We start from the raw sequence: 22,501 nt of genomic DNA on the forward strand, positions 1-22,501 counted from the left end.
GGCTGAATTTAATGGGTTCCGCTTACATTCAACTTACATCCGGAATCCTATGCGCATTCTTCTAGCGGAAGATGACCCAGTCATCGCCGATGGAATCGGCAGGGCACTCAAGCGTGGCGGGTATGCAATCGACCATGTCGCCAATGGTGCAGACGCGGATGCAGCGCTCGCTTCGCAGCCCTACGACCTGCTGATTCTCGACCTTGGACTCCCGAAGCTGCCAGGAATCGAGGTGCTCAAACGATTGCGGGGGCGCAAGTCTGCAATACCGGTCCTGATCCTCACCGCGCAGGACGGTGTCGAGGATCGTGTGCGCGGCCTGGATGCGGGCGCGGACGACTACATGACCAAGCCCTTCGCCTTGCCCGAACTCGAAGCCCGTGTGCGTGCCCATACCCGGCGCGGTACCGGCCAGCCGCGCTGCATCGAGGTGGGCAACCTGACGTACGATCAGGCCGACCATGTGGTCAAGATCAATGGCCAGATGGTCGAACTCTCCGCGCGTGAGGTCGGATTGCTGGAGGTCTTCATCCTGCGGGTCGGGCGGCTGGTGAGCAAGGACCAGCTGGTGGACCACCTGTGCGGCTGGGGTGAGGAAGTGTCGAGCAACGCAATCGAGGTCTATGTGCATCGACTCCGAAAGAAGCTCGAGGATAGTGGCGTCCGTATCGTGACCGTTCGCGGTCTGGGCTATTGCCTGGAAAATCCGGATGCTGTCCCGGCTGCGAAAGGCTGACCGGAAGCCGAGCGGGCAGCGCGCTTCCGGACAGCCCAACTCACTGTTCGGCGAAATCTTCGACTGGTTGCTCGCGCCCTTGCTGTTCCTGTGGCCGATTTCCATCATCGTCACCCACAACGTTGCGGACAACATCGCCAATCAGCCCTACGACCGTGCGCTGGCCGACAGTGCGCGCGCGTTAGCGCGGCTGGTCAAGGTGGAGGACGGCAAGGTGGTGGTGCATTTTCCGGCGCCACCGCGAGCCCTGTTCAGGGCCGATCAGGACGACACCGTCTATTACCAGGTCGCCGACCAGGGGGGCGAGACCATCACCGGTGACCGCGAGATCCCCTGGGTGGCGCCGCCTGCGTCGGTGCTGGGTGAGGAGGTGCGTTACCGCGACGAGGTCATCCATGGCGAGGAGGTGAGGGTCGCGTATCAGTTCCTGCGTGCCTGGCCGGAGCCTGCCAGTCCGCTGGTGCTGGTGCAGGTTGCCGAAACCCGCAACAAGCGCTCTGACCTCGCCTCGCGGGTGGTGACCGGGGTGCTGCTGCCGCAGTTCGCGATCATTCCGCTGGCCGTGGTGCTGGTGTGGGTGGGGCTGACGCGCGGGATTGCGCCGCTCAACCGCCTGCAAAGCCTGATCCGGCGACGGCGTCCGACCGACCTGTCGCCGATCGTGCCCGCCAGCGTCCCGGAGGAGGTGCGGCCGCTGATCATCGCCTTCAACGACATGATGGCGCGTCTTGAAGAGAACCTGCAGGCGCAACAACGCTTCATTGCCGATGCCGCGCACCAGATGCGCACGCCACTGACCGGTTTGCGCATGCAGACCGAGCTGGCACTGCTTGAGAGCGATCCCGAGCAACTGCGCAATTCGCTGACGCAGATTGCCGATAGCACCGAGCGCGCCGGGCACCTGATCAACCAGCTGCTTTCGCTTGCCCGCGCCGAGGCCAGCTTCGAGAAGCTCTACGCGGTCGAGCCGGTCGATGTCGAAGCGATGGTGCGTGAGGTGGGGCAGGATCTCTTCCCGCGCGCGCTTGCCAAGGGCATCGATCTGGGGGTGGAGAGCAGCGGGCAGGGCATGCTGGTCGAGGGCAACCCGGTGCTGTTGCGCGAGATGGTCAAGAACCTGATGGACAACGCCATCAAGTACACCCCGCGCGGTGGCAGCGTGACTGCACGCACCCGTCACGCCGGCGCGCCGATTTTCGAAGTCGAGGACACCGGCGAGGGTATCCCCGAGGCGGATCGCGAGCGCGTATTCGAGCGCTTCTATCGGGTGCTGGGCAGCGGCGCGGACGGTTCGGGGCTGGGGTTGCCCATCGTGCGCGAGATTGCCGAGCTGCATCGCGCCACGGTCAGCCTGAGCCCCAATCCGGCGGGGCAGGGGACCGTCGCGCAGGTCGTCTTTCCGCGCAACCAGCTGCAGCTGCCGCCGCCCGTGCATGGCGACTACTATCCGTTGGGCTGAGCGTGCGATGCCGATTGTCAATGTCGCGTTCAGTCAGGATTAAGAAATTAGTAAGCTATTGATATAAAAGAATAAAAAACAGTTTTCGTAAGCTCGTCGTAAGTCTGTCTCACTACCTTGTGGCTGGCCGGGCACATGTCCGGTGCGATCAACGCCCGCGTGGAGGGGGAGACATGGAAAACGATTCGGTGGCAAGGATTATTGCCAACCCGAAATATCAGCGCCTGGTGAGTACGCGCTCGAAATTTGGCTGGTTGCTGACGGCGATCATGATGGTCGTCTACTACGGCTACATCGCGATCATCGCTTTCGACAAGGAGCTGTTCGCGGCCCGTCTGGGCGAGGGTGTAATGACTGTTGGCATCCCGGTGGGTTTCGGGGTGATCGTCTTCACCATCATCATCACGGGCATCTACGTGCGCCGTGCGAACTCCGAGTTCGACAAGCTGACCGAAGAAGTCGTCAGGGAGGCAGGCAAATGAACGCCCGCCATCTCAATATTCTGGGCGGCCTTGCGCTTGCCCTGCTGTCCGTGGCCGCGCTGGCGGCCGGTGGCGACCTCGGGCAGGCCGAAAAACAGGCCACCAACTGGACTGCAATCAGCATGTTCGGTGGCTTTGTGGTGCTGACCCTGTTCATCACCAAGTGGGCAGCGGCCAAGACCAAGTCCGCTGCAGACTTCTACACCGCAGGTGGCGGCATCACCGGCTTTCAGAATGGTCTGGCGATTGCCGGTGACTACATGTCGGCCGCGTCCTTCCTCGGTATCTCGGCCGCGGTGATGGCGAGCGGCTACGACGGTCTGATCTACTCGATCGGCTTTCTTGTGGGCTGGCCGGTGATCACCTTTCTGATGGCAGAGCGGCTGCGCAACCTGGGCAAGTTCACCTTCGCCGACGTTGCCGCCTACCGCTTCAAGCAAACCCCGATCCGGGCCTTTGCCGCATCCGGTACGCTGGTGGTGGTGTCCTTCTACCTGATCGCGCAGATGGTCGGCGCGGGCCAGTTGATCAAGCTGTTGTTCGGCCTCGAGTACTGGATGGCGGTGGTCATCGTTGGCGCGCTGATGATGGTCTATGTGTTGTTCGGCGGCATGACGGCGACCACCTGGGTGCAGATCATCAAGGCCTGCCTGCTGCTGGCCGGCGCGTCCTTCATGGCCTTCATGGTGATGGCGCAGTACGGCTTCTCGCCGGAAGCGCTGTTTGCCGCATCGGTTCAGGTCAAGGCAACGACTGCCGTGGCAGCAGGCAAGACGATCGAGGAGGCGGGGATTCTCGGGCAGGCGATCATGGGGCCTGGGTCTTTCATCAAGGACCCGATTTCGGCGATCTCCTTCGGCATGGCGCTGATGTTCGGCACCGCTGGTCTGCCGCACATCCTGATGCGCTTCTTCACCGTTCCCGATGCAAAGGAAGCGCGCAAGTCGGTGTTCTGGGCCACCACCTGGATCGGCTATTTCTACGTGCTGACCTTCATCATCGGTTTCGGCGCGATCGTGCTGGTGTCGACCAATCCGGGCTTCCTTGACGCGAAGGGCGGCCTGATCGGCGGCAACAACATGGCGGCGATCCACCTTGCCAACGCGGTGGGTGGCAACGTGTTCCTCGGCTTCATCTCCGCAGTGGCTTTCGCCACCATTCTGGCGGTGGTTGCCGGTTTGACGCTGTCCGGTGCTTCGGCCGTCTCGCACGACCTTTACGCCACGGTGTTCAAGAAGGGTAACGCCGACTCGGCTTCCGAGCTGCGCGTGTCGCGCATGACCACGCTTGCGCTGGGTGCGGTCGCCGTGGTGCTGGGGATTGCCTTTGAGAAGCAGAACATCGCTTTCATGGTGTCACTGGCCTTCGCGATCGCGGCATCGGCCAACTTCCCGGTGCTGTTCATGTCGGTGCTGTGGAAGGATTGCACAACGCGTGGTGCGGCGATCGGCGGCTTCCTCGGGTTGACGACCGCGGTGGTGCTCACGGTGGTTTCGCCGTCAGTGTGGGAAGCCACGCTGGGCAACCCCAAGGGCTCGGCGTTCTTCCCCTACACCTCGCCGGCGCTGTTCTCGATGGCGGCAGGCTTCATCGGGATCTGGCTGTTCTCGGTGCTGGACAACAGCGAGCGTGCGAAGCTCGACCGTGCGGGCTATCTGGCGCAGAAAGTTCGCTCCGAGACCGGCATCGGTGCGTCGGGGGCTTCCGGTCACTGACCTGCTTTAACAGATACGCTCATCCGCAGGGTGCCGCGGTAAGCGTGAAATGAGCCAGCAGGCTGCAGTGGGCGATGCCCGCTGCAGCCTTTTTTCTTACTGTGTCAGCGGCAAGCTGACTTGGACTCGCGTGCCCTTGCCGCGCGGCGAGGCCGAGATCCTGATGCTGCCGTGATGGCAGCGCGCAATCTCGCGGGCAATCGGCAGTCCGAGGCCGCTTCCCGACAGGCTCGTTTCGGGCAGGCGGTAGAACCGCTCGAAGACGGCTTCCCACCTGCCCTCCGGAATCCCCGGGCCGGTGTCGCTGACCTCAAGTTCAAGCATCCCGTCTGCCACCGCACAGCGCAGCGAGACTTCGCCGCCGTTGGGCGTGTAGCGCAAGGCGTTGTCCATCAGGTTGGCGATCAGTTCGCGCAGCAGTGTAGGGTCGCCGACGATGGAGACCGGTTCGCGCGCGATGCCGAGGTCGATCGAGCGTGCATCGGCTTTCTCCAGCCATTCCTCGACCATGTCGTCGATCAGGTGGGCGAAATCGACCGTCGATGCATTGACCATCAGTTGCGCCCCGGCTTCTGCGCGTGCCAGCGCGAGCAACTGGTTGGCAAGGCGCGTCACGCGCTGAACGGAGCGTTTCAGCCGCGCCAGTGCGGCGGCGTCCTCAGGGTGCGACTCAAGCAGCTCAATCTGCATCTGCAGCCCAGCGAGCGGGGTGCGCAGTTGATGTGCGGCGTCCTGCAGAAACTGTCGCTGCCCGGTATTGACCGCGCGCAGGCGATCGAACAGGGCGTTGAGCGCGCGGACGACTTCGCGAATCTCGAGCGGCACGCTCTCGGGCGACAGGGGCGAAAGATCGGCTCCGGTGCGCCCGCGCAGTTCGTCTTCGAGTCGCTTCAATGGGGCCAGGCTGGACGGAATGCCGAGGCGCACGGCCAGCGTGGCCGCAGCCAGCAGCATGACCGCAGCCGATCCGAATCCAAGCAGCAGGCGCTCCAGTGCCTGCTGGCGCTTGTTCAGCGTCTCGCCAACGGTAATGTAGATGGTGTGGTGACCAAGGGTCTGCTGCAGGCGGACTGCACGAATCGGCGTGTCGCGATAGTGGCTGTCGAAGAACTGCGGCGCGGCCAAGTGGTGAGCGGGCAGGCTCTCGACGTTCGGCTGCAGCTCCGCTGCACCTGTGCCGTTGCGTGAGCGCTCACTGCCGAGTGAGGGCAGGTCCGCATCACCACCCAGGATGCTTCCGGTTCCGGTTCTGACACGAAAGTAGATGTCGTCGATGGTGTCCGTCCGCAGAACCTGCTCGGCGCCGCCCGTGAGGTCGAGCGCGATCTGCCCATCCCGCAGCAGGACATGGTTTGCCGCCCCGTGTGCGAGGTTGATCAGGTTCTGGTCGTAGGCGGTACCGACCACGCTCTTTGCGATGCCGTAGCTGATGCCACCGGCCGTGACCAGCAGCAGGAAGGTGGGGCCGGCAAAATTCTGCAGCAGGCGCCGGTAAAGGCTGATCTGCATGGCCTAGTGGCCGGGGCCGAGTTCCAGCCTGTAGCCGAAGCCGCGCACCGTGCGGATCAGCAGGCCCGCAGGCTCGAGGCGGGGGCGCAGGCGCGAGATGTACACCTCGACTGCATTGCCGCTGGCGTCTGCCTGCAGGTGGTCCTTGGGTACGGTGCGCCCGTCGGCTGCCGCAAGCGCTTCAAGCAGCGTCCATTCGCGTGCGGTGAGGTTCAGCGGTTCGCCGTTCAGCGCAGCCAGTCTGCCGTCAAGGTCGAGCGTCAGGGGGCCAAAGGCAATCGACTGGGTCGTCGCATACTTGCCTCGCCGCAGTACAGCCCGCATCCGCGCTGTGAGCTCTGCAAGCTGGAATGGCTTGGCCAGATAGTCGTCGGCGCCAAGGTCGAGGCCGTAGATGCGGTCGTCGAGCGCATCGCGTGCGGTGATCAGCATCACCGGAACCGCCTGCTGGCGGCTCCGAATGCGTCGCACCAGCTCATAGCCGCCAAGCCCGGGAAGGCCGACGTCGACCAGCGCAAAATCAACGGACTCCGCCTGCAGCAGCTGATCCGCGCGCATCCCGTCGCTCTCCTGCATGACGGTATCGCCCTGGCCGCGCAGAAAACTGGCGATGCCGTCTGACAGCTCGGGGTCGTCTTCGACCAGTAGTACGCGCATGATTGTCTCAAGGTGAGTCGGTCACGGTCTAACGCAGCACCAGCACGCTGTGCTGACACGGCACGCAGGCATCTGGAGAGGGGGCAAGTGAATTTGAATGCGATTTTGCATTGACGCGGGAAAATCTTCCGCTATAATGCGCTCCTCGTTGGCCAGTTAGCTCAGTTGGTAGAGCAGCGGATTGAAAATCCGCGTGTCCGTGGTTCGATTCCGCGACTGGCCACCAAAGCATTGCAAGCAAAAACGCCGATCCATGTGGTCGGCGTTTTTGCGTTCACGACTGGGAAGTCCGCGTGGAAGTCTTGCTGGTGAATCTGTCGCCTTTCTCCAATGCTTTCTACCACCCGGATGAGAGAGAATGCGGATTCATGCCGGACGACAAGACTGCGTGGCAGCTTCTTGAACGGCAGCGGCTCGCTCCGGAATCCTGCGCTCCGGTATTCACAGCTTCTCAAGCCCGGCCCTCACCGAGGCCGCACGTTGGCGGATAGCGTCGCGTGAAGCTTCATCGAATTTCCCCAGTTGCCGATAAACCATCCCCAGCCGATGATTCGTCTCGAGCACTGCCCGATTCCGCTCAAAAAAGTCCCAATACAAGGCGTTGAACGGGCAGGCCTTTTCTCCGGTTCGAGTGCTGCGGTCGTAGGCGCAGCCTTTGCAGTAGTCGCTCATGCGGTCGACATAGGCTGCACTTGATACATACGGTTTCGTCGCAAGGCCACCGCCGTCTGCGTACTGGCTCATGCCCAGGGTGTTGGGCAGTTCCACCCACTCGAAGGCGTCGATGTAGATGCCGAGGTACCAGCGGTGCACGACCACCGGATCGAGGCCGGCGAGTAGGGCGAAGTTGCCGAGTACCATCAGGCGCTGGATGTGGTGGGCATAGGCGTGTTCCAGCGACTGGTTGATGCTGTGGGCGAGGCAGCGCATTCGCGTCTCTCCGGTCCAGAACCACGATGGAAGCGGGCTGTCGTGTCCGAAAAAGTTGTGGCTGACGTAGTCAGGCATGTTCGCCCAATACACGCCGCGCACGTATTCGCGCCAGCCGAGGATCTGGCGAATGAAGCCTTCTGCCGCAGGCAGTGGCACTTTGCCTTCGAGGTGGGCGGTTTCGGCGCGCTGCACGACCTCGCGCGGGTTGAGCATCTTGGTGTTGAGTGCGAATGAGAGCAAGGAGTGGAACAGGCGCCACGCGCGGTAGGTAAGCGCATCCTGGAAGTCGCCAAAGTGGGGCAGGCCGTCGCGGATGAAATCATCCAGTTGCTGCAGGGCTTCCGCGCGGTTCAGCGGCCAGGCGAAACGGTCTGCCGAGGGGTTTCCGAAGTGGCCAACGCCCGCATCGACGATGGTCTGCCACAGGGCTGTGTGATCATGGCGTGGCCGGCGGTCGGTCGGTTCTGCAGGGTAGCCGGGCCAGGGTTTGCGGTTGTCCTGGTCGAAATTCCACTTGCCACCCAGCGGCTTGTTGCCGGTCATCAGCACCTGATGCCGGCTGCGCATCTGGCGGTAGAAATGCTCCATCAGCCACTGCTTGCGCTCTGCAAAGATGCCCGCGGCCTCGTTGCGGGCGGTGTAGAAGTGTTCGCTATCGACCATGCTGCCCTTGAGCGCCGACTGCTTCAGGTAGTCGGCGAGTTGGCGGTCGAGACGCCATTCGTCAGGCGCCTGAGATTCGAAGCGGGTGATGCCATGCTCTTTGACCAGCATGTCGAGGTTGGCGGGTAATGATTGAAGGTTTTCAGGGGCATCGATGGCCAGCTAGACGACACGGTGTCCCGCCTCGGACAAGGTACTTGCGAAGTCTCGCATGGCAGCAAAGATGCCGATGATTTTCTGCGCATGATGCAGGACGTAGTCGGTCTCCTGGCGGATCTCCATTAGGACGTAGACCACATCGGGAGAGGTGGTGGCGAACCAGCTGTGCCCTGGGTTGAGCTGGTCGCCGAGAATGAGGCGCAGCGTTGTCATGGTGCACTCCAGAGTGCGCGGTAGTTCCCGTCGAGGTCGTGTTCCGCAGCCTGCTTGTCGGGGTTGAAGCGGCGCCCTCCGCGCGGGTCGGTGCCGTAGCCGGCGATATACAGCCAGTTGCCCTGGTTGCTGCAGATGTCGAAGTCGATGAGGCAGGATTCGAACCAGGCGGCACCTGCGCGCCAGTCACAGCCGAGTTCATGGATGAGATAGCTGGCCACGATCTGGCGCATGCGATTCGAGATATAGCCCGTTGCTGCAAGCTCCCGCATTCCGGCGTCGATCAGGGCGTGACCCGTCTGGCCGCAGCGCCAGCGTTCGAAGGCGCTTGTGTCATGCGGTGGAGACGCATTCCCCTTGAGCCCGCTGGCGCTGAACAGACGGCGGCCGTATTTGCGCTGAAGCAGGCGAAAGTAGTCGCGCCACAGCAGTTCGAACCACAGCCAGTAGCTGCTCTCGCTCGCACCGTGTTCGGCTTCGAAAGTCACGAGATGCGCATGGATCTGCGGTGCGGAGAGCGCCCCGACTGCCAGCCACGGAGAGAACTTGCTGGAGTCGTCGATGCCGGCAAGCTTGTTGCGGGTCGACTTGTAGCTGTGTGGCAACTGACGTGCCATGTAGCGTCGAAGGTGCGCGATGGCGGCGGACTCGCTGCCGTGAAATTCCGGGCGAGTGCAGGGAAAGGCGGAGCGTGGATCTGGCGTCACTGACGGGATGCTTGTGTTCGACCGGTAGGGCATCAAACCCGTTGGCAAGGGCGGAAGCCGGTCGCGCTCCGGCAGGGGGCGCCGAGGTCTGATTGCCGCTTTTTCGACCACGCGGCGAAATTCGGTGAACACATCGGGCAGGTCCTTGCTCACGAAGGGCAGCGTGCTGGGCTCGAGCAGGGTGGATTGCCAGACCTCATCGACCATCATGCCTGCCTGGCGCAAGGCAGCGACCTCGTCCTCTTCTTCGGGCGCTGCGATGGTTTCGCAGACGATTCTTTCTGCACCCAGCGATCGGGCCAGCGCTGGCAGGGCTTCAGCGCAAGGGCCTGTCAGTTCAATCAGGCGGCTGCCGGCCGAAGTGATTGCCTCTGAGAGCCCGGCAACAGCTGTGGAGACGAAGTGGCGCCGGTGCGGGCCAATTCGCGGGAAACCCCAGCGGGTCGTCTGCTCGGTCGCATGGCAGTAGACCGGAACGAGTTCGCAGTGGTCTTGCTCAGCCAGACAGCACGCCTTTTCGAACGCGGGGTTGTCATGCCGTCGCAGATCGTTTCGAAACCAGTAGATGATGGCAGTCATGCGTCAGCCTTGCGCTGCCTGCTGCAGCGGACGGAGCAGTATTTGACCTCTTCCCAGCAGCGTGCCCACTTCTTTCGCCATGTGAAGGGACGGCCGCAGCACGCGCAGATCCTGGTCGGTAAATCGGATTTCTTGAGCATGGTTTGCAACAGCAAGGAAGGCGTCGAACTCGGTCAGCCGATGTGAGCGCAGAGCGATGATTATCCTTGTTTGTCCTAGACAAAACGTATTCATGTTCATAATATCAGAACGTCTAAGCTCAAATTATGATTGATGTTCAATATTTGTCGTGGACGTATGTCAGCGGCTGAGTGTGAGCTTCAAGCCCTGTTGTGGAGAGCGTCTGATGAATTTGCTTCCTGATTCCCGGCCGCAGGCGGTTGCATGGCTGGGTTATGGCGGCCTGTTGCCATTCGTGATGCTGACGGCGCTGCTTGCTGTCGATGTTGATGGGGGCGCGTTTTTCCGTGAAGCCCTGATTGGGTACGGCGCGGTGATCCTCAGCTTTGTCGGCGCCTTGCATTGGGGCTTCGCAATGGTCCTGCCAAGGCTTACCGCTCCGCAACGCACGGAGGCCTTTGTCTGGAGCACGGTGCCGGCGCTGCTGGCGTGGCCGGCAACCTGGCTGGAAGACAGCGTTGCCGTACCCGTCCTGGTTTGCGGATTCATCGCCCAGTACGTGCAGGATCTTCGCCTTGCACGGCGCACGGAGTTGCCGGCCTGGTATCTGCCTTTGCGCCTGCAGCTGAGTGTCGTGGCGTGTGCGTGTCTTTCCGTCAGCCTGCTGCTTGGTCAGGTGGGGCGCTGACGGCAGCCCCGCGCCAGAATCCTGGCGCGGGGCTGCGCGCTGTTAGGCCAGGTTGCGCAACTCCCTCAGGGTGACCGACAGCATCGGCATGTCGATGACGGTCGAGCTCTTGATGTCGGCAAAGAGCAGGCGGCTGCGTTCGATCTGGGTGCAGCGCTGGTTCTCCCATGCGGCGACCAGGGCCTCCGGGTCGTCCAGATCGGGTGACAGTCGCAAGACGTTTCCGGCGAGGTGTCTCGCCTGCGCGGAGAGGTCGTCCCGAAGTGCGGTGCGCGCCAAGCCTTGCCAGTGCGTCTCGGCGGGCAGGGCGGAAATCTGTTTGCCCAGCCAGTGCAGGTCGAAGCGACCGCCGAGCGCGAAGTACACGCTGGCGACGATCTGCTGAGCGCGCCCGGTTTCTGCTGCCACTTCCACCAGATCGAGTGCCGAGTAGAGCTCGCCGAGCCCCGCAACCCGTTGCGCAAGTGACTCGGGTACGCCTTGTTCGATGTAACTGCCGGCCATCTGGTCGAGCTCTGCGCGGTAAGCGGGGGTGACGACCTCGTGCAGGGTGTGGGCGAGTTCGGTCGCGCCAGGGCGGAAGCGCTCGAGCGTGACCGAGAGGTCGCGGGTGAGTTCGGGATGGCGCAGGAACCACAGCGTGCCGCGCAGTACGAGACGGCTGGAGTCGATGATCATGGCCGTCTGCACCGCATCCGCCACCTGGTTGTCGAGCGCTTCGATTTCCTCCCACAGCGAGACCAGGTGGAACACCTCCCGCGTTGCCAGATAGGCGCGAACAATGTCAGGGGCGGTCGCGCCGGTTTCTTCCTGCAGGCGGCTTACGAATGTGGCGCCGACGCGGTTGATCATGCTGTTGATGACGTGCGTGGCAATGATCTCGCGCTGCAGCGGGTGACGCTGAATGTGATCGGCGTAGCGCTCGCACAGTGCTTTCGGGAAGTAGCGCATCAGCGCCTGCGAGATGAAGGGGTCCTCCGGCAGATCCGATGCAAGCACCGCGTCGTAGAGCTCGATCTTGCTGTAGGCCAGCAGCACTGCGAGCTCGGGTGAGGTCAGGCCGGTATGCGCAATCTTGCGTTCGGCAATTTCCTCGTCGAAGGGCAGGAACTCCAGTTTGCGGTTGAGGCGGCCGGCGTTGCCCAGCTTGCGCATGTAACGCGCCTGCTCGTCGAGCAGTTCGACGCCGCGGGTTCTTGCGACAGACAGGTTCTGCGTCTGGAAGTAGTTGTCGCGCAAGACCAGTTCGGCCACTTCATCGGTCATCTCGAGCAGCAGCTTGTTGCGCTGCTTCTCGGTGAGCTCGCCTTCGGCCATCACCGCGTTGAGCAGGATCTTGATATTGACCTCGTGGTCCGAGCAATCCACGCCACCCGAGTTGTCGATGGCGTCGGTGCAGATTCGGCCACCTTTCAGTGCGAACTCGATACGGCCGAGCTGGGTGGCCCCCAGATTGCCACCTTCGCCGACGACCTTGCACTGCAGTTCGTTGCCATTGACGCGGATTGCATCGTTGGCACGGTCTCCTACCGAGGCGTCGGTTTCGCTGCTGGCCTTGATGTAGGTGCCGATGCCGCCGTTGTAGAGGAGGTCGGCCGGCGCCTTGAGGATGCAACGCATCAGTTCGGAGGGCGGCAGGAACTCGGCGTCGGTGCCGAGGATTTCGCGCATCTGCGGGGTCAGGGCAATCGACTTTACGCTCCGGGGCCAGATTCCGCCGCCTGCGGAGATCAGTTTGGCGTCGTAGTCCTCCCACGATGAACGCGGCAGGGCGAAGAGGCGGGCGCGTTCGTTCCAGCTGGTCTCCGGATCGGGGTTCGGGTCGATGAAGATATGGCGGTGGTCGAAGGCGGCAAGCAGCTTGATCTGTTTCGACAGCAGCATGCCGTTGCCGAACACGTCGCCCGACATGTCGCCGACACCCACCACCGTGAACGCTTCCTCCTGGGTGTTGATGCCCATCTCGCGGAAGTGGCGCTTGACCGATTCCCAGGCACCGCGGGCGGTGATGCCCATCTTCTTGTGGTCATAGCCGACCGATCCGCCTGAGGCGAAGGCGTCACCGAGCCAGAAGCCATACTCGTTTGCCACGCCATTGGCGATGTCGGAGAAGGTTGCGGTGCCCTTGTCGGCTGCGACCACCAGATAGGGGTCGTCCTCGTCATGGCGGACCACGTTTTCGGGTGGTACCACCTTGCCCTGCACGAGGTTGTCGGTGAGATCGAGCAGGCCGGACAGGAAGATGCGATAGCAGGCGATGCCTTCGGCCTGCAAGGCTTCGCGACCACCGCTCGTGGGCGCGTTCTTGACGACGAAGCCGCCTTTGGATCCCACCGGCACGATCACCGCATTCTTGACGATCTGCGCTTTCACCAGACCGAGGATCTCGGTACGGAAGTCTTCCATCCGGTCAGACCAGCGCAGCCCGCCACGTGCGACCTTGCCGCCGCGCAGGTGCACCCCCTCGACCCGCGGCGAGTAGACGAAAATCTCGAACATCGGCTTGGGCTGCGGCAGGTTGGGGATCTGCGAGGGGTCGAGCTTGAATGAAAGGTAGGGCTTGGGCGCGCCGTCCTTGCCGGGTTGATAGAAGTTGGTGCGCAGCGTGGCCTGGATCATGGCCAGGAACTGGCGCAGGATGCGGTCCTCGTCGAGGTTGGCAACGCTGTCGAGCGTGGCGTTGATCTCCTCCACGATGCGCTCGCAGCGGGCGCTGCGTTCGCGCTCACCGGCGGGGTCGAAGCGCGCGCGGAACAGGCTGGCCAGTTGCGCGGTGAGCGCCGGGTAGTTGGCCAGGGTTTGCTCCATGTAGGTCTGGCTGAAAGTGAAGGCCGCCTGTTTCATGTGCTTGGCGTAGGCGCGCAACATGCTGATTTCGCGCCAGTCGAGGCCAGCCAGCAGGGTCAGGCGGTTGAAGTCGTCGTTCTCGATCGCACCCTGCCAGGCGCGCCGGAACACGGCGTGAAACAGCGGTCGCAGTTGTTCCAGATTCAGCTTGTCGACGCCGGCAAAGGTCATGCCGAAGTCGTGCATCCACACCAGGGAGCCGTCCTGCCGCTCGATGCGGTAGGGGCGCTCTTCGACCACCTTGACCCCGGTGCGCTCAAGCATCGGCAGGCTCAGCGAGAGCGGGACCGGCGTATCTGCGTAGAACAGCTTGAAGTGGAGGCGGCCCGCAGGCGCCTCAAGCGGCACGTAAAGATTCATGGCCAGGCCGTCGTTGGCCTCGATCGACTCCATGAGTTCGATGTCGTGCACCGCGTTGCGCGCAGCGTAGTCCTCGCGGTAGCCGGCGGGGAATGCGTTGAGGTAACGCCGGCACAGCGACATACCCTGCTCTTCCCCATGATGTTCGAGCAAGGCCTGCTGCAGGCCGTCTTCCCAGCGCCGCGCCACACTGACCAGGCGGGCTTCGACTTCGCGTACGTCAAACGGCGGAATCGTCGAGTCCTTGGTGCGGACGGTAATCAGCACGCGGGCCAGGGCGGATTCGGAGAAGTGCACCTCGAATTCGGATGCAACGCCGCCAAAGGACTCCATGAGCACCGCCTGCATGCGCTTGCGCTGCTCGGTATTGTAGTTTTCCCGCGGGACGTAGATCAGGCAGGAAACGAAGCGTGCAAAGGCATCGCAGCGTACGAACAGGCGGATGCGCTGACGTTCGCCGAGACGGAGAATGCCGGTCGCGGTGTTGAACAACTCGTCGGTCGAGCTCTGAAACAGCTCATCGCGCGGATACTGTTCGAGAATTGTTGCCAGCGCCTTGCCGGCGTGGCTGCCGGGCAGCAGGCCCGCCTGCGCGATCACCGTCTGCAGTTTGCGCCGCAGCAGCGGGATGCGTTTGGGGTTGGTGTTGTAGGCGGTGGAGGTGAGCAGGCCGATGATGCGGCGCTCGCCGGTGACGTGTCCCTCGGCGTCGAAAGTCTTGACGCTGACGTGGTCGAGATAGCCCTGACGGTGGACGGTCGAGCGTGTATTCGACTTGGTGATGGTCAGCAGGATGGGGAGGTGGGCCTGCGCCTTGAGCTGTGGCGGCAGGGCCGCGAATGACTGGGATTGCAGGTTGTCGCCCGATTCACGCAGCAGACCGATGCCGGAGCCGCTGCGAATGCGCAACTCGTTGTCACCGCCCTCGCTGATCAGATCGTAGTCGCGGCAGCCGAGCAGCACGAAGTTGTCGTCCGCCATCCACTCCAGAAAGGCGCGGGCTTCGGCGATGTCTTCCGGCGTTTCCGGGGCGGTGGTGGTGGCCGTTTCGGCAATCACGTCGTCGAGACGCTGCTTCATGGCCGGCCAGTCGGCAACCGCAGCGTTCACATCCTGCAATACGCGGGTGATGCCGGTCCGGATCGCGTCAAGCTCGTCCGGGTTGGTGCGGCGATCGACTTCGACATGGATGATCGACTCGTAGTGCGCGCCGTCCTCGTCGGCGGCATCCGCAACCTTGACGAGGAGCCCCTGTGCATCCCGAATCACCGGAATGACCGGGTGAATGATCAGGTGCAGGGTGAGTCCCTGCCGATTGACCTCGATGCCGATCGAATCGACGAGGAAAGGCATGTCCTTGCCGACCATTTCGATGACGGTGTGGGTGGACTCCCATCCGTGCTCGTCGATGCGGGGGTTGTACACCCGCAGTTTCAGGCCGTCGTCGTGCTGGCGCGCAAACTGCCAGTGGCTCAGTACCGCGCCGTACAGATCGGCGACGTCGCGCTCGGCGAGGTCATCGATATCGACCTGACTGAAGTACTTGCGAACGAATGGTTCCGCTGCTTCGGCCTGCTCTGCGGGCAGTTTTGCGTGGATCATTGCCACCACGTCTTCGATCTGGCTGTTGCTGGCTGCATCGGTGGGTGCGGGCATCACGACGGTCTCCTCGTTGTTTTGACATGCCTGGATGGCCTCCGGCGTGGTGCAGTCAGCGTGCACCTGATGTTCTTTTCGTGGCCGGCAGGCTCATTTATTCAATGAGCCTACCCCACTCTGGCGAGGGGGGGAAGTTGGTGTTTGCGCTATAATCAGCCATACAGAGCACGGCTGGCGCTGCGCGTCGGTGAGTGTGATTTCGCTTGAGACTGGAATGAGCGGGCCACCATGGGTGCTGGCCCGTTTTCTTTTGGCGTTACCGGAAGCGCTTGATTTAGCGCATTCTTGGCTGCATTTTCGGTTTGATATAATTTGCCCTGACGCTTGGCCCCACTTCCTGAATGCAACTCTACGCTCTCGGCCTGAATCACCATACCGCACCGCTCGCGATCCGTGAGCGCGTGGCGTTTCAGCCTGAGCGGCTCGACCAGGCGCTGCATGACCTGACGCAGGGGTCGGCAGTGCGCGAGGCGGCGATTCTGTCCACCTGCAATCGCACCGAGTTGTATTTTGCCGCCGAGCAACCGCAGCACGCGGCCGACTGGCTTGCCGATTTCCATCGGCTGCCGCTTACCGAGGTCGCTCCCTATCTGTACTCGCACCCCGAGCGCGATGCCATCAGGCATGTATTCAGGGTGGCGAGCGGGCTCGATTCCATGGTGATCGGCGAGCCCCAGATCCTGGGGCAGGTGAAGGATGCCGTCCGGCGCGCTGAGCAGGCCGGCACCATGGGCACCTTGCTGCACAAGCTGTTCCAGAGCACCTTCGCTGTTGCCAAGGAAGTGCGCTCGACGACGGCAATCGGGGCCAACACGGTGTCGATGGCCGCCGCGGCGGTCAACCTCACCGAGCGCATCTTCGGTCAGGTCTCCGATCAGCACGTGCTGTTCATTGGTGCTGGCGAGATGGTCGAACTCTGTGCGGCCCACTTTGCCGGCGCAAACCCCAAGTCGATGACGGTTGCCAATCGCACCGAAGAGCGCGCACTTGCGGTCGCGGGGCGGTTCGGCGCGGACACCATGCGTATCGACCGGATCGGCGAGATGCTGCCGCGCTTCGACGTCGTCGTGTCCTGTACGGCCTCGCCCTTGCCGATCGTCGGTCTGGGCATGGCCGAACGTGCGGTCAAGGCGCGCCGTCATCGCCCGATGGTGATGGTCGATCTTGCCGTGCCGCGCGACATCGAGCCGGAGATTGCCGGGCTGGATGATGTCTTCCTCTACACGGTCGATGACCTCGCGCAAGTGGTCGATGCCGGCATGGAGTCGCGGCAGCAGGCCGTGATCGAGGCCGAGGGCATCATCGATACGCGTGTCGATGGTTTTCTGCACTGGATGCAGGTCCGCGATGCGGTACCGACCATTCGTGCCCTGCGTCAGCACGCGGAGGGTGTTCGCGAAGCCGAGGTCGAGCGCGCACTCCGTCTGCTCGCTCGCGGCGATGACCCGCAGCAGGTGCTTGAGGCGCTGTCGCATGGTCTCACCAACAAGTTGATGCACGGCCCCACGCGCTTCCTGAATCAGTCGGAAGGCGAGCAGCATGCCGAGGCCGGGCGCATTGTGCAGCAACTTTTCAATCTTCCGTCTCACCACTAGCCGAAGGTCGGCCGCCACGGACGCCGAGGCGTCCGGGTGCATCTCGTTGATTCAATGAAGCAGAGCATTCGCGACAAGCTGGAACATCTCACCGGGCGTCTGGAAGAGCTCGATCGCGAGCTCTCGTCGGAGGAGGGCGCGCGCGACATGAACGCGTTCCGTGATCTGTCACGGGAGCGTGCCGAGATCGAGCCGGTGGTGGCGCTGTACCATTCCTGGCGCCAGGCCGAAGCCGACTGCGAAACCGCGCGTGAGATGCTCGACGACCCCGAGATGCGTGAGCTGGGCCGAATGGAGCTGGAGTCGGGCGAGACGCGGATTGCCGAACTCGAGGATGCGCTCCAGCTTGCGCTGCTGCCGCGCGATCCGAACGACGAGCGCAACCTCTTTCTGGAGATCCGCGCCGGTACGGGCGGCGACGAGGCCGCACTGTTTGCCGGCGATCTGCTGCGCATGTACACCCGCTTCGCCGAGCGCCAGCGCTGGAAGGTCGAGATCGTGTCGGCGAACGAATCCGATCTCGGTGGCTACCGCGAGGTCATTGCGCGGGTGGTGGGTAACGGTGCCTACTCGAAGCTGAAGTTCGAGTCGGGCGGGCACCGGGTGCAGCGTATCCCGGTCACAGAGACCCAGGGCCGCATTCACACCTCGGCGTGTACGGTGGCGGTCATGCCGGAGGCGGACGAACTCGACGCCATCGAGATCAATCCGGCCGATCTGCGCATCGACACCTTCCGTGCCTCCGGCGCGGGCGGCCAGCACATCAACAAGACCGACTCCGCCGTGCGCATTACCCACGTACCCACCGGGCTGGTCGTGGAGTGTCAGGACGACCGGTCGCAGCACCGCAACAAGGCGCAGGCCATGGCGGTGCTGGCGGCGCGGCTCAATGATGCCCAGTTGCGCGCCCGTCAGGCCTCCGAGGCGGCAACCCGGAAAAGTCTGGTTGGCAGTGGAGACCGCTCGGAGCGCATCCGCACCTACAATTTTCCGCAGGGCAGGGTGACCGATCATCGCATCAACCTGACGCTCTACCGGCTCGATGCCGTCATGGAGGGCGATCTGGACGAACTGATCGACGCGCTGGTGCTTGAGCATCAGGCGGACCTGCTTGCCGCGCTGGCGGACGATTGAGCATGAGCGCGATGACCGACATCGCAGGAGCCCTCGGTTGGGCAAAGCAGCGCATCGACCTGATGGAGGCGCGCGTGCTGTTGCGCCACGTGCTGCAGTGCCCGGCGTCGCGCCTGATCGCGTGGCCCGAGACCATGCTTGAGTCCGCAGACTGGGCCCGTTACCGCGAGCTGGTCGAGCGCCGCGTAGCCGGCGAGCCTGTGGCCTACCTTACCGGCGAGCGCGAATTCTACGGGCGCGAATTCATGGTCACCCCTGCCGTGCTGATTCCGCGCCCGGATACCGAACTGCTGGTCGAACTGGCCGTGGCACACGTTTCGGGCATGCAGCGGGCGCGCTTGCTCGATCTGGGTACGGGGTCGGGCGCACTTGCCGTCACGCTTGCGCTCGAGCTCGAAGGCGCCGATGTCACCGCAATCGACCGCTCGCGCGAGGCGCTGTGGGTGGCGATGGCCAATGCCGCGCGTCTGGGGGCGAGCGTGTCCTTCGTGCAGAGCGACTGGTTTGTCGGGCTGGGCGAGGAGCGCTTTCAGCTCATCGTCGCCAATCCACCCTATATCGCATCGGCCGATGAGCATCTGGAGCAGGGCGACCTGCGCTTCGAGCCCCGCACCGCACTTGCTGCCGGGCCTGCCGGTCTCGATGATCTGGCAGAAATCGTCGCCCGCGCACCGGCTCATCTGGAGGCAGAGGGCTGGCTCTTCCTTGAGCACGGCTACGATCAGGCGTCGGCCGTGCGTGGTCTGCTGGCCGATGCGGGTTTTGCCGCGATTGCCTCGTGGAAGGATCTTGCAGGTATCGAACGGGTATCAGGCGGACGCTGGCTTGGCCGCGTCTGACGTCGTTGTTGTCTGAGTCATTGACGGTCGGCAGACGCAGGCCTAAAATTTACCCGACTATTTAACTCAACTTTTACAGGTACGAAAAATGGACACTCAGGACGTCATCCGCGAACAGGTCACCACCAACCCCGTCGTGCTCTACATGAAGGGTACGCCGCAGTTCCCGCAGTGCGGTTTTTCGTCGACCGCGGTGCAGATTCTCAGCGCCTGTGGCGTGAAGAACCTCCATACGGTGAACGTGCTCGCAGACGAAGCCATCCGCCAGGGCATCAAGCAGTTTGCCAACTGGCCGACCATTCCGCAGCTCTACGTTAACGGCGAGTTTGTCGGCGGATCGGACATCATGCGCGAGATGTACCAGAGCGGCGAGATGCAGCAGATGCTGAAGGATGCCGGGATCGTCTAAGGCTTGACCTGAGCGTCTTCAGCAGCGGAGTGTGCGCGGATTGCCCTGTCAGCCATGCCCTTCGCTGCTGCTGCCCATCATTCGCATGATCGCCTTGCGGCTCAGGTGGTAGGTCAGGAGGTGGGGCGGCATGCGCAGCCAGTGCGACCGCACGAACAGCAACCACAGCGCAAATCCTGAATTCGTATTTTGGGCGCGGGGATGATGAGCACGCAGTGCGCGCTCGTAGAGACTGTCCAGCAACCGCAGCCTGGCTTGCGAGGGGGCGCAGTTCTTTCGAAGCAGTTCCAGGGCTCGCGTTGCGACCGAAGTGCCAAAGACCCGTTGGTTGTATCGGAGCGCGAGATAAAGCGGCCAGGCAAGATCAAGTTCTCTGGCGCGCTCGGCGAGTCCCGATTCGTCGAGTCCGGTTTCAATCGCTGTTTCGAGAAGAAGGTGGAAGTCGTGAAGGTCACGAAGGCCTTTTTCGAACTCGCCTTCGTGAAACAGATGTGTGGCGCAATGTATGAGCGAGTCGGCCTCGCTCAAAACGAATGCGTTGCTTAGTCCCTCAAGAGGCCTAGCGTGACTGAACAGCTTCCCCGCATTCAGCTGTGAGCGAGAAGTGGGCGGCAGAATTGTGTGGTGCACGTCGAGTACGACCCCACGGGTCCGGTGGATCATCGCGGGTAGCTCGTGCATCCACTGGCGGTAGTAGCGCTGATCGTACTGCGAATGATGTGCGTTGCTCCAGCCGCCAAGCTTCAGCATCAGTTCGACATCAGCGATGTGCTTGCGGGGAACCATGATGTCGATGTCCCCGAGCAAGCGTCCATGCCTGACGGGCTGGCCGGACAGGACGTAAGCACTGCCTTTCAGGAAAACGACCGGGCAGTCTGTCTTTGCCACCGCTCGAAGAACTTCGTGAGCTTCCAGGTGAACGGCTTCATGCTGCGCGTCTGCAAGTGCCTCGTGGGCGAGCAGGAAGTCGGATATCACCTCGGGGAGTGCAGGTCCAAGTTCGTGTGTCCGCATGAGCCAAGCCAGGCGCGCGAGCAATTGCGCAGAGCGGGCGCTGGCAATGAGTTGGTCCCATTCCGTGAGACTCAGCTTGAGGCTGCGTGAGGGCTCCAGTAGAACTTCTTCAAGCATTCTGCTCATTGTCCGACCGGATAAGTGAGCCAAGATGGCTGATGGCTTGGTCAAGGTCCGAGTACTCCAGGTCGGCCGCTTGGCAAAATTTGAACAAGCGGTCCATTACGCCGAAATGTTTGCGTGGGAGTTCGGTGAAGTTGACCACGTGCTCAGAGAGTCTTGCCAAGGCTCGTGCTCTCGGAATCGCCTCGAAACTCAGGTCTTTTCCGGAAGCGTACTTCGGAAAAATCACGCTCGTTGCCGAAGCGGTGCGCTTCATCGAATGCACGCTTTCAGTCGGTGGTCGGAATAGTGACACCGAACCCTTGCTTGTATCGAGGACGGGAGGGGAGCTCCAGGCGTCCGGCCAGCGGGCGCGAATAATGTCGATCGAGGCGTTCTTGAGACTGATCGGGCGCGGAATGGGATGTATCTGCAGCGTATCGGGGTGAATCAGCGCGAATTCATCGGAAAGAAGGCGCCAACCTGCTGCGACAAGCGCGGCACAGAGGGTGCTTTTTCCTGCGCCCGGGATTCCGGGCAGCACGATTGCCCGATCGTCCAGTGCGATAACGGCAGCGTGGACGATCAGGAAGTTTGGGACCCTGGTTGCGATCGTCCAGTTCATGCCCCACTCAATGAGCGGAAGAGCATGCGCTTCGGGTAGGGGGACAAATGGTTCGTGGCCGTCGCTGATGAAGCGGGCTTGCGGTTTGAACAGGCTTGTCGGCCATGGTCTGCGGCCGACTTCTACATCGAGGTGAGCAAAGCCATCTTCGAGGGTGGAGGGAAACTCACCGTAGAGGCTTAGCAGTTGCCGGGCAACCTGACGGTTGCGCACGCGAACTCTCGCGAGCAAGGGGCCAAGGTCGAGAATCAGACCTGGTCCGCCAAGTGCTGCGATAGTTCTCGATTCGTCGATATTAGCGAGTTTGTCGAACGGTGTCGGGGTGCTCAATGAAACCTGCCCTTGCTAGATCTTCATATAGCAGCAGTTCGGGTGCGTTTGCACTGTTCTGCATGCGACAGTATTCCATTTCGTCAACGACGATGATCCTGCCTGTACCCAAGTCAAGCAGCGCACGTTCGCCGTCGTGCACCGCCGATGAAACAACTGATGACTTTAAAGAGACTCGGGTGGCCGGTGCGCACCTGTCATGCTGGAGGGGGGGCACTTCGCCTACCGTTCGATTTCAACCGGCCTCATAGGTCGATTCAAGGTAGTCCTTGATGTCCTCTCCGTCGAAGCCAGGTGTCCCGATCTTGGAAAACAATACCGTCAGGTCGGCTGTGGTAAGCGGATAACCCGAGAAAAAGCGCGTATTGAAATAGGCTGCACAGAACGCGCGATCGACGTTGATGCCGCTTCCGAAGTTCTGTCCCTCATTCTTGAGGATGTGCCCGAAGGTCTGGCTGCTGCCACCCGCGAAAACCGTGGAAAACGATGCGTTGTATACGGCCTTGACCGCGTCGCACATGCCTGAAAAGTTGTTGTTCAAGGCAGTGGAGCAGCTTCCATTGGCCTTGACTGAATTCTTCCAGAAGCCGGGCGATCTCCCCAGCGCACAAGTGAAGGTATCCGGCCTGCCAGGGCTTCCACTATTGAGCTTTCCAGACATCCAGTTTGAATATTTCTGGCAGCTGATGGACGCAAGTGCGCTTCCCGACGCGAGGGAACTCATGATGATGCCTGCCCCTGCCGCGCGTTTTAGTGCCGAACGACGGCTCAAGCTGCCGGGTTGCTCAGGTGAGTCTTCAGAGTGCAGATCAGGTTCGTTATTCATGGCGTGCTCCGGAATTTTTCTGCTGCGCGTGTCGCATTTTAACAGGCGGTGCTACGCGCTGTTTGCGGCAAAATGCACGTTTCCACGATTGGAAGCAAATTTGATGCCTTGATGCTATGCGGTTTTGATTGGAAATGCGCC

General features: G+C 62.2%; 17 protein-coding genes, 1 tRNA gene and 1 pseudogene. 10 read left to right on the forward strand and 9 right to left on the reverse strand.

All coding sequences use genetic code 11. From position 1 onward, the window contains the following. Positions 1-49: 49 nt before the first annotated feature. The 4 genes from AC22G6_RS08120 (at position 50) to AC22G6_RS08135 (ending at position 4,392) form a co-directional block, all read left to right on the forward strand. Positions 50-736 (forward strand): response regulator transcription factor, encoded by a 687-nt coding sequence (locus AC22G6_RS08120; RefSeq protein WP_108950807.1) that lies wholly within the window; start codon positions 50-52, stop codon positions 734-736. Next, positions 711-2,195, forward strand: a complete 1,485-nt coding sequence (locus AC22G6_RS08125) for a sensor histidine kinase N-terminal domain-containing protein (RefSeq protein WP_487366362.1) — start codon at positions 711-713, stop codon at positions 2,193-2,195. Before AC22G6_RS08120 ends, AC22G6_RS08125 begins: the two co-directional genes overlap by 26 nt. A 173-nt stretch (positions 2,196-2,368) precedes the next feature. Continuing rightward, the gene (locus tag AC22G6_RS08130) at positions 2,369-2,677 is read left to right on the forward strand and encodes a DUF485 domain-containing protein (protein ID WP_487366363.1); all 309 of its coding nucleotides are present in this window, start codon (positions 2,369-2,371) and stop codon (positions 2,675-2,677) included. Further along, positions 2,674-4,392, forward strand: a complete 1,719-nt coding sequence (locus AC22G6_RS08135; RefSeq protein WP_487366364.1) for a cation acetate symporter — start codon at positions 2,674-2,676, stop codon at positions 4,390-4,392. Before AC22G6_RS08130 ends, AC22G6_RS08135 begins: the two co-directional genes overlap by 4 nt. Before the next feature lie 96 nt (positions 4,393-4,488). On the opposite strand, the gene AC22G6_RS08140 is transcribed toward AC22G6_RS08135, so the two are convergent. Beyond that, positions 4,489-5,901, reverse strand: a complete 1,413-nt coding sequence (locus AC22G6_RS08140; RefSeq protein ID WP_487366365.1) for a sensor histidine kinase — start codon at positions 5,899-5,901, stop codon at positions 4,489-4,491. Between the two features lie 3 nt (positions 5,902-5,904). Then, positions 5,905-6,558 (reverse strand): response regulator transcription factor, encoded by a 654-nt coding sequence (locus AC22G6_RS08145; protein ID WP_108950812.1) that lies wholly within the window; start codon positions 6,556-6,558, stop codon positions 5,905-5,907. Positions 6,559-6,708: 150 nt separating this feature from the next. On the opposite strand from AC22G6_RS08145, the gene AC22G6_RS08150 reads away from it, so the two are divergent. Beyond that, positions 6,709-6,784 (forward strand) — tRNA-Phe (locus tag AC22G6_RS08150). A 215-nt stretch (positions 6,785-6,999) separates the two neighbouring features. Here the strand turns inward: AC22G6_RS08150 and AC22G6_RS08155 are convergent. The 3 genes and pseudogenes from AC22G6_RS08155 to AC22G6_RS08165 form a co-directional block, all read right to left on the reverse strand. After that, a pseudogene (locus AC22G6_RS08155) lies at positions 7,000-8,526 on the reverse strand (cryptochrome/photolyase family protein). After that, the gene (locus AC22G6_RS08160; protein WP_487366366.1) at positions 8,523-9,812 is read right to left on the reverse strand and encodes a DASH family cryptochrome; all 1,290 of its coding nucleotides are present in this window, start codon (positions 9,810-9,812) and stop codon (positions 8,523-8,525) included. Before AC22G6_RS08160 ends, AC22G6_RS08155 begins: the two are co-directional and overlap by 4 nt. Next, positions 9,809-9,952 carry a DUF2256 domain-containing protein gene (locus AC22G6_RS08165; protein ID WP_487366367.1) on the reverse strand — a complete coding sequence of 48 codons (144 nt, stop codon included), beginning with the start codon at positions 9,950-9,952 and terminating at the stop codon, positions 9,809-9,811. Before AC22G6_RS08165 ends, AC22G6_RS08160 begins: the two co-directional genes overlap by 4 nt. A 206-nt stretch (positions 9,953-10,158) precedes the next feature. Here AC22G6_RS08165 and AC22G6_RS08170 point away from each other — a divergent pair, with 206 nt between their 5' ends. Beyond that, a complete protein-coding gene (locus AC22G6_RS08170) occupies positions 10,159-10,620 on the forward strand; it encodes a DUF3429 domain-containing protein (protein WP_487366368.1) in 462 nt (153 codons plus the stop codon). Positions 10,621-10,662: 42 nt separating this feature from the next. On the opposite strand, the gene AC22G6_RS08175 is transcribed toward AC22G6_RS08170, so the two are convergent. After that, complete coding sequence (locus AC22G6_RS08175; protein WP_487366369.1) at positions 10,663-15,483, reverse strand: NAD-glutamate dehydrogenase; 4,821 nt, start codon at positions 15,481-15,483, stop codon at positions 10,663-10,665. 344 nt (positions 15,484-15,827) lie between these two features. On the opposite strand from AC22G6_RS08175, the gene hemA reads away from it, so the two are divergent. The 4 genes from hemA (at position 15,828) to grxD (ending at position 19,463) form a co-directional block, all read left to right on the forward strand. Beyond that, the gene (hemA, locus tag AC22G6_RS08180) at positions 15,828-17,081 is read left to right on the forward strand and encodes a glutamyl-tRNA reductase (protein ID WP_487366370.1); all 1,254 of its coding nucleotides are present in this window, start codon (positions 15,828-15,830) and stop codon (positions 17,079-17,081) included. Positions 17,082-17,135: 54 nt separating this feature from the next. Then, complete coding sequence (gene prfA, locus AC22G6_RS08185; RefSeq protein ID WP_487366371.1) at positions 17,136-18,215, forward strand: peptide chain release factor 1; 1,080 nt, start codon at positions 17,136-17,138, stop codon at positions 18,213-18,215. A 2-nt stretch (positions 18,216-18,217) separates the two neighbouring features. After that, entirely contained in the window at positions 18,218-19,054 is an 837-nt protein-coding gene (gene prmC, locus AC22G6_RS08190) for a peptide chain release factor N(5)-glutamine methyltransferase (protein ID WP_487366372.1), read from the forward strand. Between the two features lie 88 nt (positions 19,055-19,142). After that, a complete protein-coding gene (gene grxD, locus AC22G6_RS08195) occupies positions 19,143-19,463 on the forward strand; it encodes a Grx4 family monothiol glutaredoxin (protein ID WP_108950820.1) in 321 nt (106 codons plus the stop codon). 48 nt (positions 19,464-19,511) lie between these two features. Here grxD and AC22G6_RS08200 read toward each other — a convergent pair whose 3' ends face one another. From AC22G6_RS08200 to AC22G6_RS08210, 3 genes are all read right to left on the reverse strand, one after another. Beyond that, positions 19,512-20,594 (reverse strand): nucleotidyltransferase domain-containing protein, encoded by a 1,083-nt coding sequence (locus AC22G6_RS08200; RefSeq protein WP_487366373.1) that lies wholly within the window; start codon positions 20,592-20,594, stop codon positions 19,512-19,514. Then, positions 20,587-21,534 carry an HprK-related kinase A gene (locus AC22G6_RS08205; RefSeq protein WP_108950822.1) on the reverse strand — a complete coding sequence of 316 codons (948 nt, stop codon included), beginning with the start codon at positions 21,532-21,534 and terminating at the stop codon, positions 20,587-20,589. Before AC22G6_RS08205 ends, AC22G6_RS08200 begins: the two co-directional genes overlap by 8 nt. A 235-nt stretch (positions 21,535-21,769) precedes the next feature. Continuing rightward, entirely contained in the window at positions 21,770-22,360 is a 591-nt protein-coding gene (locus AC22G6_RS08210) for a hypothetical protein (RefSeq protein WP_159099505.1), read from the reverse strand. Positions 22,361-22,501 lie beyond the last annotated feature (141 nt).

It is taken from the genome of Parazoarcus sp. PS-13 R2A (assembly GCF_057621855.1).

Excerpts from the sequence above, each read along its gene's own strand:
- AC22G6_RS08120 (WP_108950807.1), top strand. The coding sequence starts at position 50 with ATGCGCATTCTTCTAGCGGAAGATGACCCAGTCATCGCCGATGGAATC.
- AC22G6_RS08125 (WP_487366362.1), top strand. The coding sequence starts at position 711 with ATGCTGTCCCGGCTGCGAAAGGCTGACCGGAAGCCGAGCGGGCAGCGC.
- AC22G6_RS08130 (WP_487366363.1), top strand. The coding sequence starts at position 2,369 with ATGGAAAACGATTCGGTGGCAAGGATTATTGCCAACCCGAAATATCAG.
- AC22G6_RS08135 (WP_487366364.1), top strand. The coding sequence starts at position 2,674 with ATGAACGCCCGCCATCTCAATATTCTGGGCGGCCTTGCGCTTGCCCTG.
- AC22G6_RS08140 (WP_487366365.1), bottom strand. The coding sequence starts at position 5,901 with ATGCAGATCAGCCTTTACCGGCGCCTGCTGCAGAATTTTGCCGGCCCC.
- AC22G6_RS08145 (WP_108950812.1), bottom strand. The coding sequence starts at position 6,558 with ATGCGCGTACTACTGGTCGAAGACGACCCCGAGCTGTCAGACGGCATC.
- AC22G6_RS08160 (WP_487366366.1), bottom strand. The coding sequence starts at position 9,812 with ATGACTGCCATCATCTACTGGTTTCGAAACGATCTGCGACGGCATGAC.
- AC22G6_RS08165 (WP_487366367.1), bottom strand. The coding sequence starts at position 9,952 with ATGCTCAAGAAATCCGATTTACCGACCAGGATCTGCGCGTGCTGCGGC.
- AC22G6_RS08170 (WP_487366368.1), top strand. The coding sequence starts at position 10,159 with ATGAATTTGCTTCCTGATTCCCGGCCGCAGGCGGTTGCATGGCTGGGT.
- AC22G6_RS08175 (WP_487366369.1), bottom strand. The coding sequence starts at position 15,483 with ATGCCCGCACCCACCGATGCAGCCAGCAACAGCCAGATCGAAGACGTG.
- hemA (WP_487366370.1), top strand. The coding sequence starts at position 15,828 with ATGCAACTCTACGCTCTCGGCCTGAATCACCATACCGCACCGCTCGCG.
- prfA (WP_487366371.1), top strand. The coding sequence starts at position 17,136 with ATGAAGCAGAGCATTCGCGACAAGCTGGAACATCTCACCGGGCGTCTG.
- prmC (WP_487366372.1), top strand. The coding sequence starts at position 18,218 with ATGAGCGCGATGACCGACATCGCAGGAGCCCTCGGTTGGGCAAAGCAG.
- grxD (WP_108950820.1), top strand. The coding sequence starts at position 19,143 with ATGGACACTCAGGACGTCATCCGCGAACAGGTCACCACCAACCCCGTC.
- AC22G6_RS08200 (WP_487366373.1), bottom strand. The coding sequence starts at position 20,594 with ATGCTTGAAGAAGTTCTACTGGAGCCCTCACGCAGCCTCAAGCTGAGT.
- AC22G6_RS08210 (WP_159099505.1), bottom strand. The coding sequence starts at position 22,360 with ATGAATAACGAACCTGATCTGCACTCTGAAGACTCACCTGAGCAACCC.